Genomic DNA, 2,627 nt, shown 5'->3' with positions numbered 1-2,627 from the left:
TATCCGCCCGACGAACCACGTCTATCTAATCCAATAATTTACAATCAATATATTGCGGTAGCAATTTATTAATTTCCGATACTTTGGTGTTATTGATATTCTTTAAGACATAACTCAACCACTTGAGAGGATTAATCTCATTCTTCTTGCAGGTGGCAAAAAAGGAATAATACATGGCAATATTCTTTGCTGCATCATGTGAACCTGCAAAGAGATAATTCTTTCTTCCAAGTGCTAATGGACGAATTGCATTCTCAATAAGGTTGTTATCGATTTGAAGATTCCCATCCTTTAGATAATCGAGTAAAGTATTCCATCGGTTCAGACAATAGTCATAAGCCCTGCCTAATGGACTTTTGGGCAATTCTATTCTTGATTGTAGGGCAATGTAAGTCCCTATTTCATTCAAAATGGGATGAGATTCTTCTAATCGTAAGGATTTTCGTTCAGCAGGATCTAACTTTAATAAAGTTGCTTTTCGTTCTACATCGTATAATTTTTGAATTAATACCATTACATGTGAAGCATTTGCTTTGTTGTAATCCAATGCTTTTTCAAAATATCTTCTGGCATGTGCCCAGCATCCTATGTGAGTAATCTGTTCTTTTAGACCAAACTGATTGTAAACACCATAGCCATCCGTTTGAAGATAACCTTCAAATTCGTTTAACATTTCCTGAGGCCCTTGTTGCGTTCTACCTTTCCGATAGTCAAAATAAACACTTTTTAGTATTGGAGCATGATACACCCACATGTACCCAGTATGGGTCGTGCCAACTGCGCTACCGCTTGTTTTATCAAAAGTATACTTTTTCTTATCTTTGTCTTGAACTTTTATTGGCGATTCATCTACTTGTAAATAACCATTCAATACAGTGTGCTGATAATGACATTCGTATAAAGGGCGAAGTAATTGAGATGTTAACTTAACCCAAGAATCAACTGTTGATGGAGCAATATCTACACCTTCCCTTGAAAAACGCTGAATCTGTCTATATAATGGTAAGTGATCTACAAATTTGTCAACCACAATTTGAGCTAATAAATTGGGTCCAGCAATACACTTTGGAATGGGGCGGAAATCCAGAGAAGCAATTTTAACTTTTTGCCTTCCTTGCTCGTCTTCTGGAGTGATATATTTGTTTCGGGTGTAACGATTGATGTATAATTTTGCAGGAGAATATTCTAATTCGTCTGTAATTTCTTGTCCGATTATTTTTAATCCTTCTATGTTTTCAGTTGGCTCTAAAATGATTTCGTTTACAAATAAATGAGACGGTAAAGCCAAACGTCCAGGATGATTTTTAGACCCTGCTTTTTTTCGTTGATATGTAATTTCTTCAACTACTGCCTTAACTGCTTCTGTAACTTTCTGTTCATCAATTTCAAAAGGAATTGACAACTGTTCTGGATTTTCAGATGCAATGAAACGTTCCTTCTTAGAGCCGTACATTGCCCGTTTAAACTGTTCGATTTGAAATTTAAGATAACTATTCTCTTGTTCTAATTTAGTAACGTTAGATTCTATTTTTGAAATCACTTTCTCCTGGCCGTTGAGTAATTTCAAAAGCTCATTTTTGGAGTAATTATCATATAAATCTTGCATTTCTTCCACGCATCAAAAATACGTAAATTAGCTCTTTTATCCTAGTGTTTACAGGAGTTTTAATGAACAATTTTCTCTTGATAAGTATCTCTTTTTTTTCTTGTAATTCTGTAACTTTATCCCCTCTAAAATCAATAATAATTCTTCTCGTTTTAGCTCTCTGGATGTCGAATCATTTATAAGAACATCAAACGTTCCTTGCTCCAATCGCTTGTAAAATATCACAAATCCATCTCCATCCCAATAAAGCAATTTTATGTGTGTTTTTGGTTTGTTGATGAATACAAAAACGTCGCCAGTAGTTGGGTTTTTCTGTAAATAATTCCTGACCAATCCTGCTAAACCATTAAATCCATTTCGCATATCAATTAAAGTACAACACATGTGGTACTTGACTTGTGAACTTAAACCTAACATCAGTAAATGGTGATTTTTATTCCATTGGGAAGTTCGATAAACATCGCTTTCCGATCCAATGATTTTAAGGTCGAAACTTTTTTGCTTTCGCCTATCCTTTCAGGAGCTGAGAAGAATGATACATCAGATTGTAAATCTTCTAAAGAACGGTCTTTGTTGTATTTTTTTATCCAGTAATTGAAACTATGATAACGCAAGGATTTTTGTGCAGCAAAATCTCCTTTTGTTAAGTTCGAAGATTTCCATTCTTCCACAAAGGAATACATCTGTATTTGTTGTTCCATATCTTTTTATTACAAAGATCAGAAGTTTATAGATTAATTGAAAGATGGACTTAGTCGGGCGGATACTTTCATCTTGATTATTCTGAAAGATAAGGTATCCGTCACGGTGTACAAATATTCGTTTAATTGGCATTTCCATATTTGAAAGCGAATCTCCGTTTTGAATCATAAATTGCACATCATACGCACCATGAAGAAAAGGTCTTGGTGCTAAATCGTCTTGAAAATTTCCAGATCTGAAGTAGGGTAAAAGCACCTCAAAAAAAATAATGACAACAAAAATTGATCTTAAAAGTAATGTTTTTCCCCGCCTTAGATAA

The 2,627-nt window shown here is 34.4% G+C and carries 3 protein-coding genes; all 3 read right to left on the bottom strand.

What is annotated here, in order from left to right:
• Window positions 1-25: 25 nt before the first annotated feature.
• From tnpC to tnpA, 3 genes are read right to left on the bottom strand one after another with little or no spacing between them, the layout of a single operon-like run.
• Window positions 26-1,606: an IS66 family transposase gene (gene tnpC, locus ACHZC3_RS12230; RefSeq protein WP_394760148.1), complete on the bottom strand. Its 1,581-nt coding sequence runs from the start codon at window positions 1,604-1,606 to the stop codon at window positions 26-28.
• Between the two features lie 48 nt (window positions 1,607-1,654).
• Complete coding sequence (tnpB, locus tag ACHZC3_RS12225) at window positions 1,655-1,990, bottom strand: IS66 family insertion sequence element accessory protein TnpB (protein ID WP_394760147.1); 336 nt, start codon at window positions 1,988-1,990, stop codon at window positions 1,655-1,657.
• Window positions 1,991-2,022: 32 nt separating this feature from the next.
• Window positions 2,023-2,307: an IS66 family insertion sequence element accessory protein TnpA gene (tnpA, locus tag ACHZC3_RS12220; RefSeq protein ID WP_394760145.1), complete on the bottom strand. Its 285-nt coding sequence runs from the start codon at window positions 2,305-2,307 to the stop codon at window positions 2,023-2,025.
• Between the last annotated feature and the right edge of the window lie 320 nt (window positions 2,308-2,627).

Source organism: Flavobacterium sp. (assembly GCF_043720215.1).
GTDB lineage: Bacteria > Bacteroidota > Bacteroidia > Flavobacteriales > Flavobacteriaceae > Flavobacterium.
Note: the sequence above shows the minus strand (reverse complement) of the source record. Positions and strands in the feature narration are given on the sequence as shown.